Here is a 14,442-nt window from a genome sequence, read left to right on the forward strand (position 1 = left end):
CCGCCCGACTCGGCCGGGGCGCCCGGCCGCACCGTCCCGGGCTCGGCCCGGCCCGAGCGGGGCGGCTCCGGACAGGGCCGCACCCGGCGGGGCCGCACCCGGCGGGGCCGCCCCCGGCCAGGGGTGGCCCGGGTCCGGCACGTCGGCCGTGCTCGCCCCGGCTATCCGCTCCCCAGCGGTCCCGTCCCCGCTGGGCACGGCGTGGTCAGCCGTGCCAGGACCGCCACAGCGCCGCGTAGGCGCCGTCCGCCGCGACGAGTTCGTCGTGGCTGCCCAGCTCACTGATCCGGCCGTTCTCGACGACGGCGATGACGTCGGCGTCGTGGGCGGTGTGCAGACGATGGGCGATCGCGATCACCGTGCGTCCGTCCAGGACCCGGGCCAGGGACCGTTCGAGATGACGTGCGGCCCGGGGATCGAGCAGGGAGGTCGCCTCGTCCAGCACCAGGGTGTGCGGGTCGGCCAGCACCAGGCGGGCCAGCGCGATCTGCTGGGCCTGCGCCGGGGTGAGCGCGAAGCCGCCCGAGCCGACCTCGGTGTCCAGGCCCTCGTCGAGTCCCCGGGACCAGTCGTCGGCGTCGACCGCCCCCAGCGCGGCCCACAGCTCGGCGTCGGTGGCGCCGGTCCTGGCGAGCCGGAGGTTGTCGCGCAGGGAACCCACGAAGACGTGGTGCTCCTGGTTGACGAGGGCGACGTGCGAGCGGACCCGTTCCGCGGACATCCGGGACAGTTCCGCGCCGCCCAGGGTGATCCGGCCCTCTCGGGGGCCGTAGATGCCCGCGAGCAGCCTGCCCAGGGTGGACTTGCCGGCCCCCGAGGGGCCGACCAGCGCGAGCCTGGTGCCGGGGGCGACCTCCAGCGACACCTTGCGCAGCACGTCCACGCCCTCGAGGTACCCGAAGTGCACGCGGTCGGCGTGCACGTGCCGTCCCTCGGGGGCCAGGGTGCCATCACCGGCGTCCGGCTCGATGTCCCGCACGCCCACCAGCCGGGCCAGGGACACCTGGGCCACCTGCAACTCGTCGTACCAGCGCAGGATGATGCCGACCGGGTCGACGAGCATCTGCGCGATCAGGGCGGCCGTGGTCAGCTGGCCGACCCCGATCCAGCCCTGGAGGACGAAGACACCCCCGATGAGCAGGACGGAGGCGAGCACGGTCACATGGGTGACGTTGATGACGGGGAAGAGTACCGACCGCAGCCAGAGCGTGTACCGCTCCCAGGCCGTCCACTCCGTGATCCGGCGCTCCGACAGCTCGATGCGACGGGCGTCGAGGCGGTGGGACTCGACGGTGCGCCCGGCGTCCACCGTCTCGGCGAGCGCGGCGGCCACCGCGGCGTACCCGGCGGCCTCCGAGCGGTAGGCGGAGGGCGCCCGGCGGAAGTACCAGCGGCAGCCGATCACCAGCAGTGGCACCGCGATCAGCACCGCCGGAGCCAGGGGCGGCGCCGTGACCACCAGGCCACCGAGCAGCAGCACCACCCACACGGCGCCGATCGCGAGCTGGGGCACGGCCTCGCGCATGGCGTTGGCGAGCCGGTCGATGTCGGTGGTGATCCGGGAGAGGAGATCGCCCGTGCCGGCCCGTTCCAGTACTCCGGGCGGCAGCCCGACCGAACGCACGAGGAAGTCCTCGCGCAGATCGGCCAGCATGCGCTCGCCGAGCACGGCCCCACGCAGCCGCACCTCGCGCACGAACACGGCCTGCACGACGAGGGCCAGCACGAAGAGCGTGACCGTGAGGCCCAGACGCAGTTCGCGCGCGTCGTCCGAGACCCGTTCCACGAGCCCGCCCAGCAGGTAGGGGCCCGCCATCGAGGCGATCACGGCGACGGTGTTGACGGTGACGAGGAAGAGGAACGCCCGACGGTGCCGGCGCAGCAGTTCTCCCACGTAGGCGCGCACAGTTGGGCGGGCGCCGACGGGCAGGGTGTTCGCGGTCGTGGGGGCCGCCGGGTCGTAGGCCGGTGGCGCGACGCCGATCATGCCGTCTCCTCGATCTCTTCCAGTCGGTGCAGTACGTCGTCGTCGCTCAGGTCGTCGTTCAGTCCGTCGTCACGACCGTTCGCGGGGCCGTCGCCGCGGTCGTCGGGCAGGGGCTTCGCGGCCCCTCTTCCGGCGGGTGTGCCGTCGCGGTGCGCCGCGGTCTCCTCGTCGGTCTCGCGCGTCACCACCGCCCGGTACCGGGGTTCGGTCTGGAGCAGTTCCCGGTGGGCGCCGACCGCCACGACCTCGTCGTCATGCAGGAACACGATCCGGTCCGCGCGGTCCAGCAGCAGCGGCGACGAGGTGAACACCACCGTGGTGCGCCCCGCGCGCAGTGCCCGTACGCCCTCCGCGATCCGCGCCTCGGTGTGCGAGTCGACGGCCGAGGTCGGTTCGTCCAGGACCAGCGCCTCCGGGTCCGTGATCAGGGACCGGGCCAGTGCCAACCGCTGGCGCTGGCCGCCCGACAGCGACCGGCCCCGCTCGGTGATGCGGGCGTCCATCGGGTCGTCGGCGCCGACCGAGCCCTGTGCGAGTGCCGTCAACACGTCGCCGCACTGGGCGGCCGCCAGCGCGTCCTCGGCGGCGACGGCACCGGACGCGGGCACGTCCAGCAGTTCGCGGAGCGTTCCGGAGAGGAGTACCGGGTCCTTGTCCTGCACCAGGACGGCGGTGCGTGCGGAATTCAGGGGCAGTTCGTCCAGCGGCACCCCGCCCAGCAGGGCCGACGCACCCTGCTCCGAGGGGTGCCCGCCGAGCCGTTCCGCCAGCCGTCCGGCCGCGTCCGGGTCACCGCACACCACGGCGGTGAACAGGCCCGCCGGAGCCAGGAGACCGGTCGCCGGGTCGTACAGGTCCCCGGTGGGGATCTCGGCGGCGCGCGAACCACCGCTGTCCGTGGCGCGTTCCAGGGACAGCACCCGCGCGGCCCGCTTGGCCGAGGGCCGGGAGAAGGAGTACGCCATGGCGATCTCCTCGAAGTGCCGCAGCGGGTAGGTGAGGATCATCACGGAGCTGTAGACGGTGACGAGTTCGCCGACGCCGATGCGGCCCTCGCGGGCCAGGTGGACGCCGTGCCAGACCACCGCGACCAGCAGCAGCCCCGGCAGCAGCACCTGGATCGCGGAGATCAGGGACCACATCCGGGCGCTGCGCACGGCCGCGTGGCGCACCTCCTGGGAGGCGGCGCGGTAGCGGTCGAGGAAGAGTTCCTCGCCGCCGATGCCGCGCAGCACGCGGAGTCCGGCGACGGTGTCCGAGGCGAGTTCGGTGGCGCGGCCGGCCTTGTCGCGCTGGACGTCCGCCCGCCGGGTGGCGCGGGGCAGCAGGGGCAGCACCGCGAGGGCCAGCACCGGCAGGCCCACGACCACGACGACGCCGAGCGCCGGCTGGTAGACGACCAGCGCCACGCAGACCAGCACGATGGTGACCGCTGCCGCGGTGAAGCGGGAGACGGCCTCCACGAACCAGCCGATCTTCTCGACGTCGCCGGTGGACACGGCCACGACCTCGCCGGCCGCCACGCGCCGGGTCAGCGCCGAGCCCAGCAGCGCCGTCCTGCGGGCCAGGAGCTGTTGGACGCGGGCCGCGGCGGTGATCCAGTTGGTGACGGCGGCGCGGTGCAGGAAGGTGTCGCCGAGCGCATTGCCGGCGCAGCACAGGACCATGACGCCGCCCGCGAGGGCGAGCCGGGTGCCGGAGCGGTCGACGACCGCCTGGATGGCGAGACCGACGCAGAAGGGCAGGGCGGAGACGGAGGCGAAGTGCAGCAGGCCCCAGGCCAGTGACTTGAGTTGGCCACCGAGCTGGTTGCGGAACAGCCACCACAGGAATCGGGGGCCCGAGCGTGCGTCCGGCACGCCCGGATCGGGATACGGAAGGTCTTGGATCTGCATGACGTCCCAGTGGCTCGTGTCAGGGGGTGCCGTCGCTATGCGGCATCGAAAGGCTGCAAACCGTGAAAGGTTCGCGTCGCCACGTGCCCAAAATCAAGCGGTTTTCCGTGAGGGCGTGCGTATCCGGCTGCGGCCCCGCACGCGCCGCACGCCCCACACAACCCCTACGCCTCACACCCCGTACTGGCCGCACGCGCCGCACGTCCGCGTCCACGTTCACGTTCGTGTGCGCGGCAGTCCACCCGCCCCCAACGTCCGCGGTGGTGACGGCATGCCCGCGGCGGGTGCGACGATGGACGGATGGCACGTGGTGGTGGACGGCGTACGGCGGTCGCGACGGCGGCCCTTGGAACCCTGCTGGCGGTGACGGCGCTGTCCGCCTGCGGCGGCTCGTCGGGCGACGGGGCGGACTCCCGGGCGAGCGGACCCCCCGGCGGGACCGGGCGGAGCAGTGAGGCCGCCGACCCGACGAGGATCCCCGGCGTCGGCGACCGGCTCCAGGCACGCATCCCCGGCGACTCGCGCCAGGTCGTCGCGGTGTACGGAGACGGCAGGGATTCCGCGGACTCCACGGTCGTGCTCTACACGAAGCAGGGCTCCGGCTGGCACCGCGCCCGCAGTTGGGCGGCGCACAACGGCACGAAGGGGTGGACGACCGACCACCACGAGAACGACAAGCGCAGCCCCGTCGGTGTGTTCACGCTCAGCGACGCGGGCGGCGTGCTCCCGGACCCGGATTCCGCCTCCGGTGCGGGCCTGCCGTACACCAGGTCGGCGAGCTTCGCCGCACCGCGCTGGTGGGCGAAGTCGTACTGGCACGACTTCGACTACGTCATCGCCATCGACTACAACCGCGTCAAAGGCACCCCGCCGAACGATCCGACCCGGCCCGAGGGCACCTCGAAGGGCGGCTCCATCTGGCTGCACATGGACCACGGCAGCGGTACGTCGGCCTGCGTCAGCCTGCCCAAGCCGGCGATGGAGTATCTGCTGCGCACCCTGGACCCGGACCGTCATCCCGTGGTGGTGATGGGGGACAGGGCCCACCTGAAGGCCTGAGCACGGGCCCTGCGGCACGCCGGGCGGCGCCCGGCCCACCGCGATCGCCCGGCCCACCGCGATCGCCCGGACCACCGCGATCGCCCAGGTCACGCAGTCCGGCGGCCCTCGCCCGTGTCGGCCCCGGGCCCGTCGATCAGGGTGTCCAGCAGTCCGCCCAGCACCGCGCGCTGCTCGTCCGTCAGCGGGGCCAGGATCTCCTCGGCGGCGGACCGGCGCGCACCGCGCAGCTCCCTGAGGGCCGTGCGCCCGTCGTCGGTCAGCTCGATCCTGATGACCCGGCGGTTGGCGGGATCCGGGACGCGGCGCACCTTCCCGGCCGCCTCCAGTCCGTCGACCAGGGTCGTCACCGCCCGGGGCACGACTTCCAGACGCTCGGCGAGGTCCGCCATGCGCGGGGGCGAGCCGTAGTGCGCCAGCGTGCGCAGCAGCCGGGACTGGGCCGGGGTGATGCCGAGGTCGCGGTGCTCGAGATGGCGCTTCTGGATGCGGTGCACCCGGCGGGTGAGCCGCAGCAGCTGCTCGGCGAGCAGGCCGTCGGGATCGGGGGCGGTCATGGGGGAACAATATCAGGATGAAGTTCATTGTGAGTATAGGTAACAATGACCTATGATCCGCAAGGTCCGCGAACGCCTGCGGCAGGCCCTTGAGGTCTGCGCTCCGATGGCTTCGCCGGCCTTCACCCGCCGCCTCCGAAGGAGCCCATGCACCCCGATCGCGCATCCGCCTGGACCGCACCCGCCGACGCCAAGGAACAGCCCCGGCAGGTGCGGCGCATCCTCAAGCTGTTCCGTCCCTACCGCGGCCGCCTCGCGGTCGTCGGCCTGCTGGTCGGCGCCGCGTCCCTGGTGTCGGTCGCCACGCCCTTCCTGCTCCGGGAGATCCTCGACGTCGCGATCCCCGAGGGGCGCACGGGCCTGCTGAGCCTGCTGGCCCTCGGCATGATCTTCGGCGCCGTCCTCACCAGTGTCTTCGGCGTGCTCCAGACCCTGATCTCGACGACCGTGGGCCAGCGCGTCATGCACGACCTGCGCACCGCCGTCTACGGACGGCTCCAGCAGATGTCCCTCGCCTTCTTCACCCGCACCCGCACCGGCGAGGTCCAGTCCCGCATCGCCAACGACATCGGCGGCATGCAGGCCACCGTCACCTCCACGGCGACCTCCCTGGTCTCCAACCTCACCAGTGTGGTCGCCACGATCGCCGCCATGGTCGTCCTCGACTGGCGCCTCACCGTCGTCTCGCTGCTCCTGCTCCCGGTGTTCGTGTGGATCAGCCGCCGCGTCGGCAGGGAACGCAGGAAGATCACCACCAGACGCCAGAAGCAGATGGCCGCGATGGCCGCCACGGTCACCGAGTCGCTCTCCGTCAGCGGCATCCTGCTCGGCCGCACCATGGGCAGGTCCGACTCGCTCACCCGCGCCTTCGCGGACGAGTCCGAGAGCCTGGTCGACCTGGAAGTGCGGTCGAACATGGCGGGCCGCTGGCGGATGGCCGTCATCACGATCGTCATGGCCGCCATGCCGGCCGTCATCTACTGGACCGCGGGCATCGCCCTGCAACTCGGCGGTCCCGACGTCTCCCTCGGCACGATCGTCGCCTTCGTCTCGCTCCAGCAGGGGCTGTTCCGCCCGACCGTGAGCCTGCTGTCGACCGGTGTGCAGATTCAGACCTCGCTCGCGCTCTTCCAGCGCATCTTCGAGTACCTCGACCTGCCGATCGACATCACCGAGCGGGAGGACCCCGTCCACCTGGACCACGTCAAGGGCGAGGTCCGCTTCGAGAACGTCGAGTTCGGCTACGACGGCAAGAGCGGCCCGGTGCTCGACGGCATCGACGTCACCGTCCCCGCCGGCAGCAGTCTCGCCGTCGTCGGTCCCACCGGCGCCGGCAAGTCCACGCTCGGCCACCTGGTGCCGCGGCTGTACGACGTGACGGGCGGCCGGGTCACCCTCGACGGGGTCGACGTGCGCGACCTCGACTTCGACACCCTCGCCCGCGCGGTCGGCGTCGTCTCGCAGGAGACGTACCTCTTCCACGCCTCCGTCGCCGAGAACCTGCGCTTCGCCAAGCCGGACGCCACGGACGCGGAGCTGGAGGCGGCGGCGAGGGCGGCGCAGATCCACGACCACATCGCCGCACTGCCCGAGGGCTACGACACCGTGGTCGGCGAGCGCGGCCACCGCTTCTCCGGTGGTGAGAAGCAGCGCCTGGCCATCGCCCGCACCATCCTGCGCGACCCGCCCGTCCTCGTCCTGGACGAGGCGACCAGCGCCCTCGACACCCGCACCGAGGCCGCCGTACAGGGCGCCATCGACGCCCTGTCCGCCAACCGCACCACGATCACCATCGCGCACCGCCTCTCCACCGTCCGGGGTGCCGACCGGATCGTGGTCCTGGACTCCGGACGCCTGGCCGAACAGGGCACGCACGAGGCGCTGCTGGCACAGGACGGGAGGTACGCCGCGCTGGTCCGCCGGGACGCCCGACTGGAGCCGACAAGATGACGATATGCCGGGTTTGTGGCCGTATGGGGGTTACCGTGCCCGCATGCAGATGAACACTCCGCCACGGAGCGCGAGAAGTGTGAGAAGCGCGAGGAGCGCGAGAAGCGCCAGAGGCCCCCGTGGGAGCCTCAGAGGCGCCACGGGCCTCAGAGGTCTCCAGAGCCCGCAGAGTCCCCGAAGCCCCAGGAGGGCGATCCGGCTGACGCGCCGGGGCCGTGTCGCCCTGATCGCGGTGGGCGCCGTGGTCGCCGGTACCGCCGTGGCGGTGCCGTTGCTGACGTCGGACGAGGAGGGCGCGTCCCGCCCCGCCTCCCTGGTGATCCCGGAGGGCCGACGCGCGACCCAGGTCTACGCGGCCGTCGACAAGGCCCTCGCCCTGCCCGCGGGCACCACCAAGAAGTCCCTGGCCAAGGCCAATCTCAAGCTGCCGAACGACGCCGAGGGCAACCCCGAGGGCTATCTCTTCCCCGCGACCTATCCACTGGGCGAGAACCCGACCCCGGAGAAGCTGCTGACGGCCATGGTCGACACGGCGAACAAGAGGTTCACCGGCGCGCCCGTCGCCGCGGGCGCCCAGCGCAACGCGCTGAACGTCTACCAGGCGGTCACCATCGCCAGCATCGTGCAGGCGGAGGCCGCCGCCAAGGAGGACATGGGCAAGGTGGCCCGGGTGATCTTCAACCGGCTGGAGCGCGGCATGCCGCTGCAAATGGACTCCACCATCAACTACGCCCTGGGCCGTTCCACCCTGAAGACCACCGACAAGGACACGAAGATCGACAGTCCTTACAACTCGTACCAGCGCATGGGGCTGCCGCCCACCCCCATCGCCAACCCGGGCGACGTGGCGATGAGCGCCGCGATCAACCCGACTCCCGGCGACTGGCTCTACTTCGTCACGGTCAAGCCGGGCGACACACGCTTCACCGCCGACTACGCCGAACACCAGCGCAACGTCGACGAGTTCAACCGCCTCCAGCGGAGCGCCTCGAAGAAGGCCGGTGCCGGGGCCGCCACGTGACCGGCCGGGGCGTCACGCGGCGACCGGCTCCCCGTCCGCCAGCAGCCGCCTGATGTCCCGCACGGCCGCGCGGCCCGCCCGGTTGGCGCCGATGGTGCTGGCAGAGGGCCCGTAGCCGACGAGATGGACCCTCGGGTCGGCGACCGATCGCGTCCCCTCGACACGGAGACCGCCCCCCGCCTCCCGCAGCTTCAGCGGCCGCAGGTGGTCGATGGCGGCCCGGAACCCGGTCGCCCACAGGATGACGTCCGCGGTCACCCGCCGCCCGCCTTCCCACTCCACCCCCTCGGGAGTGATCCGGTCGAACATGGGCTGCCGGTCCAGCACACCCGACTCCAGCCCGGCCCGGACCGCGTCGTTCAGCGGCAGCCCGGTCACCGACACGACACTCTTCGGCGGCAGCCCCTGCCGCACCCGTTCCTCCACCAGCGCCACCGCCGCCCGGCCCGCGTCCTCGTCGAAGGGCCCCTCGCGGAAGACGGGGGGCCTCCTGGTCACCCACGTGGTGGCCGCCGCGTACGGGGCGATCTCCAGCAGGTGCTGGGTGGCCGAGGCGCCGCCGCCGACCACGACCACGCGCAGCCCGGCGAACTCCTGCGGCCCGGCGTACTGCGCGGTGTGCAGCTGGCGTCCCCGGAAGGTCTCCTGCCCCGGATAGCGCGGCCAGAAGGGCCGGTCCCAGGTGCCGGTCGCGTTGATCAGGGCACGCGTCGACCAGGACCCGGCCGACGTCTCGACGAGCAGCCGCCCGTCCGTCCCCTCGCGCACGGCACGCACGTCGACCGGTCGCAGCACCCGCAGGTCGAACGTCCGCTCGTAGTCGGCGAAGTACCCGCTCACCACCTCGGCGGACGGCCGCGAGGGATCCGCGCCCGTCAACTCCATCCCCGGCAGGGCGTGCATGCCGTGCACCTTGCCGTACGTCAGGGACGGCCAGCGGAACTGCCAGGCTCCGCCGGGCCCGGGGGAGTGGTCCAGCACCACGAAGTCACGCTCCGGCTCGAAGCCCGTGCGCCGCAGGTGGTAGGCGGCGGCGAGCCCGGCCTGACCGGCACCGATGACGACGACCTCGACCTCGCGTGTGTTGTTCACGCTTCTACCAACGGCGTGGCAGGCCCCGATCTTCCCCGGTGTCAGGACGGGATCACGCTTCTCCCGGGTGTCACGATGGGGTCATGCCTGATGCCTTCACCACCCGAGTCCTCAACCTCGCCACCGGCTCGGCGGAGCGGGTCGCCGACATCACCGGCGAGTGCCAGTCCTTCCTGCGCGAGGCGGCGTCCGGGCGCGACGGCCTCCTCAACGTCTTCGTCCCGCACGCCACCGCCGGGATCGCGATCATCGAGACCGGCGCGGGCAGCGACGACGACCTGCTGTCCGCCCTGCACACCCTGCTCCCCGCCGACGACCGCTGGCAGCACCGCCACGGCAGTCCCGGGCACGGCCGCGACCACGTCCTGCCCGCCTTCGTACCGCCGCACGCGACGCTGCCGGTGATCGGCGGCCGCCTGGAACTCGGCACCTGGCAGTCGGTGTGCCTGGTCGACACCAACAGGGACAATCCCGACCGCCAGGTGCGGTTGTCGTTCCTCGGCTAGGGCCGCGTCCGCCGTCACCGGCCGGAGCCCGTCACCGCGGGCGGACGCCCTCCGGCCGGTGGCGCACGCTCAGTCGACGAGGGCGAGGTATACGGGGGAGCCGAGGAGCACCGGTTGCCCGTCCAGCGTTCCGTGCAGGAGGCGCTTGGCGACGAATTCGACGTTCTGGGCCGGTCCGGTGAGCCGGTCGACCGCCCGGCGCACCGTGGCCAGTGCGTTCAGGTCCCCCCGGTCGAGGTGGTCGCCGGGCTGTTCGGCGGCCTCCACGAGCATCTCGTCCTCCATGTCGGAGGCCAGTCCGTCGAGCAGCGGAGGCAGGTGCGACCACGCGGGGTCGGCCTGGTCGATGTTGGGTACGGCGCCGAGCAGATGCCGCCCGGACCCGCCGAGCGCGAGCACCGTCCGGTCCGTACGGCCTCCCGCGAACACCATCGACGCGGCCCCCGGGAAGCGGCCCCACTGCACCGGGAGCAGCCCGCCGAAGAACTGCCCCGGCTGGTCGACGGAACCGATGTCGCCGTAGTCCTGCAAAAACCGCAGGACCCGCTCCAGCCGGGCGGTGCGGTCGTGAGCGGGCCGCTCGGCGGTCTTCTTGAACGACAGCACCGACAGGCTCAGCCCGACCTCGGATCCGCGCTTGGTGGCGTGGGCCGGGTCGATCTGCGGCAGCAACATGTCGACCTTGCTGTCACTGATGTACAAGTAGTAGTGGAACGACACCCCGTGATGCTAATAAAGATTTCGTGGTGACGGGGGCGAGTTGGCGGGTCGGTGACGAGATCGAGGGCCTGTACCGGGTCACTCGTGTGCACCTGCACGGCGGGATGGGCCTGGTCTACCGGGTGCGGCACCTCGGCTGGGACGTCGACCTGGCCGTCAAGAGCCCGCGGCCGGCCCTGTTCCGGCACCCGGTCGGCCGGGAGGGTTTCCTCGCCGAGGCCAGGACGTGGATCTCCCTGGGTCTCCACCCCCACCTGTGCAGTTGCTTCTACGTGCGCACGGTCGACGGCATCCCGCGGATCTTCGCCGAGTACGCCGCCGGCGGCAGCCTGCGCGACCTGCTCGACCGGGGCCGGCTGCGCGACATGGAGCCGGAGCGGGCGCTGGGCTTCCGGCTGGACCTGGCGATCCAGGTGGCGTGGGGGCTGGAGCACGCGCACCGGCGCGGCGTCGTCCACCAGGACGTCAAACCGGCCAACATCCTGCTCGACGAGGACGGCACGGCGAAGGTGACCGATTTCGGCCTGTCGAGGTCCCGGGCGATCCTGGCGGTCGAGGAGAGCGCCGCCCCAGGGCGCGCTGACGTCAGCGTCGCGGTCACCGCAGGCGGCTACACCCCCGCGTACGCGTCGCCGGAGCAGGTGGCGGGCCGGCCGCTGGGCCGTCGTACCGATGTGTGGAGCTTCGCGGTGACCGTCCTGGAGATGTTCGTCGGAGCGGCCACCTGGGGTGAGGGACCGAACGCGCCGGTGACGCTGGCCGAGCAGCGGTCCGCCGCCGCCGTGCCGGACCGCCTCGCCCGGCTGCTGGGGCGCTGCCTGCGCCACGAGCCGTCGCAGCGCCCCGCCACCATGGCCGAGATCGCCGAGGAGCTGATCGACCTCCACGAACACACGGTCGGTCCCTACCCGAGGACGGCTCCCGCCGAGGCCGCCCTGCGCGCCGACGAGCTGAACAACCACGCGCTCTCCCGGCTCGACCTCGGCGAGGACACCCATGCCGAGCAGACCCTGAGGGAGGCGCTGCGCATCGATCCCACCCACCTGGAAGCCACGTTCAACTCGCTCACCCTGCGCTGGCGCCGCGGCGAGATCAGCGACGAGACGGCGGTGGCGACCATGTCCGTCGCCCGCACCGGAGCCCCCGGCCGGTGGGAAGGCGCCTACCTGCTGGGCCAACTCCACCTGGAGCGGGGCGATCTGGACGCCGCGCTCCCGCTCCTGCGGGAGGCGGCCGCCGGCGCCGGTGACGAACCGGAGGTGAGCGCGGTCCTCGGACAGGCCGAGGCAGGGGCCCTCGGAGACGGCCTGGAGGAGCACGTCCTGACGCACAGGGGCGCGCGGACGCGGGAGGAGCGCGGCACGGAGTGGATGACGGCCGCCTCCCTCAGCACCGACGGCCGGGTCGCCATGACGGCCCGGGTGATCCGTGACCCGGTACCGCGCAACCTCCGGACCTACCTGTTCGGCTACCGCCGCAAGCCCGACCGGTTCCCGGTGCACCTCTTCTCCCTGTCGTCCCCGGACCCCCGGGTGGTGGAGAGCGGGGAGGCCGTCACGGCCCTCGACCTCGGCGACGACGGACGACTGGCCGCCTGGGGGACGAACACCGCCGTGCGGGTGCGGGAGACCGGGGACGACCGCCACGGGCGCGTGGTGATGGAGAGCCGGGTCCACGTCAGCGCGCTCCGCTTCGGACCGGGCTGCTCGCTCCTGGCCGGCGCGACCGTCGCCCCGGCGTACGAGCCGAGCCGGATCCTGGTGTGGGACGTCGCCTCCGGCAGGACCGTGCTCGACCTGACGGGGCCCTCCGATCGGATCCGCTCACTCGCCTTCTCCGCCGACGGATCGCTCCTTGCCTCCGGCGCGGACGACGGCACCGTCCAGGTGTGGCACCTGCGCACCGGACGCTACGCGGGTGGCCTCACCAGTCCCGACCGGCTGAACGCGGTCGGGATCGGCAACGGCGGCCGTACGGCCGTCACCGGCGGGCACGAGGCCCTGCGCGTGTGGGACCTGGAAACCGGGGAGTGCCGGCACGTGCTGGGCGACGGCGTCGAGGAGCTCCGGCTGCACGACGCACTGGTGCTGACCGCCACCCGCAACGGCGACATGCGCCTGTGGGACACCACGAACGGCCGCTGCCTGCGGACCTTCGAAGGACACCGTGACGAACAGGCCCGGCTGCTGTTCGCCAACGAGTCCCTGCACATGCCCGTCCGGATCGACCCGGACGGACGACGGGCCCACTCGGTGAGCAACAACGACACCGTCAGGTCCTGGGGACTGCCCAGGGGCCACCGGGCGCCGCTGCGGGTCTGCCGCCCCCGGCCGCACGCCCGCGTGCGACAGCTCGACGACCGGCTGCGGACCCTCCTCGCGGCGAGCGAGTCCGCAGCCGCCGAAGGAGATCTCCCCCGGGCCCTGAGCAGCCTCTCCGAAGCACGTACGCTGCCGGGCTACGAACGGGACGCGTCCGTGGTCGTCGCCTGGCGCCGGCTCCTCACCGGCGCCGAGCGCGTCGGCCTGCGGGCCGTCTGGCAGGCGCGAAGCATCACCCTCCCCGGAGAGGCGACGTTCTGGCACCGGGACGTCGCGGTGAGCGGCGACGGGCGACACGCCTTGTCCAGCACGCCCGGACACACGATGGTCCTGTGGGATCTCGACACCGGCCGGGCCGCCCGCACCTACCCTCTCGCCGAACACGGCGGGGACGACGTCAGCGTCCTCGCCATGACGGTCGACGCCTCCCACGCGGTCGTGGGCCACGCCGCGCGCGACGTCCGGCTGTGGGACCTGCGCACCGGAACCCCGGTCCGGGACCTGGGCGAGCCCGTCTCCACCTGGATGTCGGTCGCCGTCGACCGGGCCGGCCGCACCGCGCTGGTCCAGAACGGGGACGGGGTGCTGCGGCTGTGGGATCTCGCCGACGGCCGCCTGCTGCGCGCGTTCCGCGGGCCGAGCCGCACCGCGCACTACACCGAGGGCCCCTCCCGACGCGAGCTGGAACAGGTCAACGCGGTCAGTGTGAGCACGGACGGTCGCGTCGTCATGGCCGCCCTGCAATACTCGGGCGTCGTCTACTGGACGGGTGACCGCAGGCGCCGGCGCGCTCTCGAGGACTACGCCGACCGTGTCGACACCGTGCAGGTGAGCGCGGACGGGCGCTTCGCCGTGACCGGGGGCTGGGACGCCACGGTGCGGCACTGGGACCTGGCCACGGGCAAGTGCCTGCGGCTGATGGCCGGCCACACCCATCCCGTGCTCGGCGTCGACCTCACCGCCGACGGCCGGTTCGCCTTCTCGGCCGGCATGGACGAGGCCATCCGCATCTGGGACGTCACCACCGGCCGCTGCGTCCACGTCCTGGAAGGGCAGACCGCACTGCAACGGGTGCGCGTCAGCGAGGACGGCACCCGCGCGGTCTCACTCGGCGCGGACGGAACTCTCCGCGTCTGGGAGATCGACTGGGACCTGGCCGTGCCCGAACCGGCCGACTGGGACGAACGCGCACAGCCCTACCTCGACCAGCACCACGACAGCGAGAGCTTCGACGAGCTGCTCACCCGCCTCCGGAGGGCCGGCCTGGGCCGGCTCCGCCCGGACGGAGTCCACCGGAGGCTGCTCCGGCAGCGGGCCCGCCGCCGGTGACGGCG

The 14,442-nt window shown here is 72.7% G+C and carries 10 protein-coding genes; 5 read left to right on the forward strand and 5 right to left on the reverse strand.

Going from position 1 to position 14,442, the window contains the following annotated elements; all coding sequences use genetic code 11:
• Positions 1–205: 205 nt before the first annotated feature.
• Complete coding sequence (locus B9W62_RS33725) at positions 206–1,987, reverse strand: ABC transporter ATP-binding protein (protein ID WP_087810704.1); 1,782 nt, start codon at positions 1,985–1,987, stop codon at positions 206–208.
• Entirely contained in the window at positions 1,984–3,882 is a 1,899-nt protein-coding gene (locus B9W62_RS33730; protein ID WP_087810705.1) for an ABC transporter transmembrane domain-containing protein, read from the reverse strand. The genes B9W62_RS33725 and B9W62_RS33730 overlap by 4 nt, the downstream gene beginning before the upstream one ends.
• A gap of 300 nt (positions 3,883–4,182) precedes the next feature.
• Between B9W62_RS33730 and B9W62_RS33735 the strand changes: the two genes are divergently transcribed.
• Positions 4,183–4,941 (forward strand): hypothetical protein, encoded by a 759-nt coding sequence (locus B9W62_RS33735; protein WP_087810706.1) that lies wholly within the window; start codon positions 4,183–4,185, stop codon positions 4,939–4,941.
• 89 nt (positions 4,942–5,030) lie between these two features.
• On the opposite strand, the gene B9W62_RS33740 is transcribed toward B9W62_RS33735, so the two are convergent.
• Positions 5,031–5,498: a MarR family winged helix-turn-helix transcriptional regulator gene (locus B9W62_RS33740; protein ID WP_087810707.1), complete on the reverse strand. Its 468-nt coding sequence runs from the start codon at positions 5,496–5,498 to the stop codon at positions 5,031–5,033.
• 147 nt (positions 5,499–5,645) lie between these two features.
• Here B9W62_RS33740 and B9W62_RS33745 point away from each other — a divergent pair, with 147 nt between their 5' ends.
• Both B9W62_RS33745 and mltG read left to right on the forward strand, forming a co-directional pair.
• Positions 5,646–7,448 (forward strand): ABC transporter ATP-binding protein, encoded by a 1,803-nt coding sequence (locus B9W62_RS33745; RefSeq protein ID WP_087810708.1) that lies wholly within the window; start codon positions 5,646–5,648, stop codon positions 7,446–7,448.
• Positions 7,449–7,707: 259 nt separating this feature from the next.
• Positions 7,708–8,469 (forward strand): endolytic transglycosylase MltG, encoded by a 762-nt coding sequence (gene mltG / locus B9W62_RS33750; RefSeq protein WP_087812214.1) that lies wholly within the window; start codon positions 7,708–7,710, stop codon positions 8,467–8,469.
• Between the two features lie 12 nt (positions 8,470–8,481).
• On the opposite strand, the gene B9W62_RS33755 is transcribed toward mltG, so the two are convergent.
• Positions 8,482–9,561 (reverse strand): NAD(P)-binding domain-containing protein, encoded by a 1,080-nt coding sequence (locus tag B9W62_RS33755; protein ID WP_087810709.1) that lies wholly within the window; start codon positions 9,559–9,561, stop codon positions 8,482–8,484.
• Between the two features lie 83 nt (positions 9,562–9,644).
• Between B9W62_RS33755 and B9W62_RS33760 the strand changes: the two genes are divergently transcribed.
• A complete protein-coding gene (locus tag B9W62_RS33760; RefSeq protein WP_087810710.1) occupies positions 9,645–10,067 on the forward strand; it encodes a secondary thiamine-phosphate synthase enzyme YjbQ in 423 nt (140 codons plus the stop codon).
• 69 nt (positions 10,068–10,136) lie between these two features.
• On the opposite strand, the gene B9W62_RS33765 is transcribed toward B9W62_RS33760, so the two are convergent.
• Positions 10,137–10,787 (reverse strand): DUF7019 family protein, encoded by a 651-nt coding sequence (locus B9W62_RS33765; RefSeq protein WP_087810711.1) that lies wholly within the window; start codon positions 10,785–10,787, stop codon positions 10,137–10,139.
• Between the two features lie 26 nt (positions 10,788–10,813).
• Here B9W62_RS33765 and B9W62_RS33770 point away from each other — a divergent pair, with 26 nt between their 5' ends.
• Positions 10,814–14,437, forward strand: a complete 3,624-nt coding sequence (locus B9W62_RS33770) for a protein kinase domain-containing protein (RefSeq protein ID WP_087810712.1) — start codon at positions 10,814–10,816, stop codon at positions 14,435–14,437.
• Positions 14,438–14,442 lie beyond the last annotated feature (5 nt).

Source organism: Streptomyces sp. CS113 (assembly GCF_002188365.1).
GTDB lineage: Bacteria > Actinomycetota > Actinomycetes > Streptomycetales > Streptomycetaceae > Streptomyces > Streptomyces tendae.